Raw genomic sequence first — 523 nt, 5'->3', positions numbered from 1 at the left:
CGTCGGGCTGGGCTACCCGGTCGGGGTGGCCACCGTCTGGCGGATCCTGCACCGCGCCGGTGTCGATCCCACGCCCCGGCGGGCCGATGCCTCCTGGCGCACGTTCCTACACGCCCAGGCCTCCGGCATCCTCGCCTGCGATTCCTTCACCGTGGACACCGTGTTCCTACAATGGATCTACGTGTTCTTCGTCGTCGAGCACGCCACCCGCCGAGTCCACCTCCTCGGGGTCACCAAGCATCCAACCGCGGCCTGGGTCACCCAACGTGCACGGAACCTGCTGATGGACCTCGAGGAACGCAGCCACCGGTTCCAGTTCCTCATCCGTGACCGCGACACGAAATTCACGGCTTCCTTCGATGCCGTCTTCACCGCAGCCGGCATCGACGTGATGCGCACACCACCACAGTCGCCGAAAGCGAACGCGATCGCGGGACGCTGGGTAGGCACCGCCCGCCGCGAATGCACCGACAGACTCCTGATCGTCTCCGAACGGCACCTGACATCGGTCCTTGACAGCTAC

Annotated in this window: 1 pseudogene; it reads left to right on the top strand. The window is 66.0% G+C overall.

The annotated features are described in order from the left end of the window. Nucleotides 1-523 (top strand): annotated as a pseudogene (locus FMEAI12_RS02670) (integrase); the annotation flags it as partial.

Origin of the sequence: Parafrankia sp. Ea1.12 (genome assembly GCF_900465275.1) — a bacterium.
In the GTDB taxonomy this organism is placed as follows: Bacteria; Actinomycetota; Actinomycetes; order Frankiales; family Frankiaceae; genus Parafrankia; species Parafrankia soli.
The sequence above is the reverse complement of the archived record's forward strand: the minus strand, read 5'-3'. Positions and strand labels throughout refer to the sequence as shown.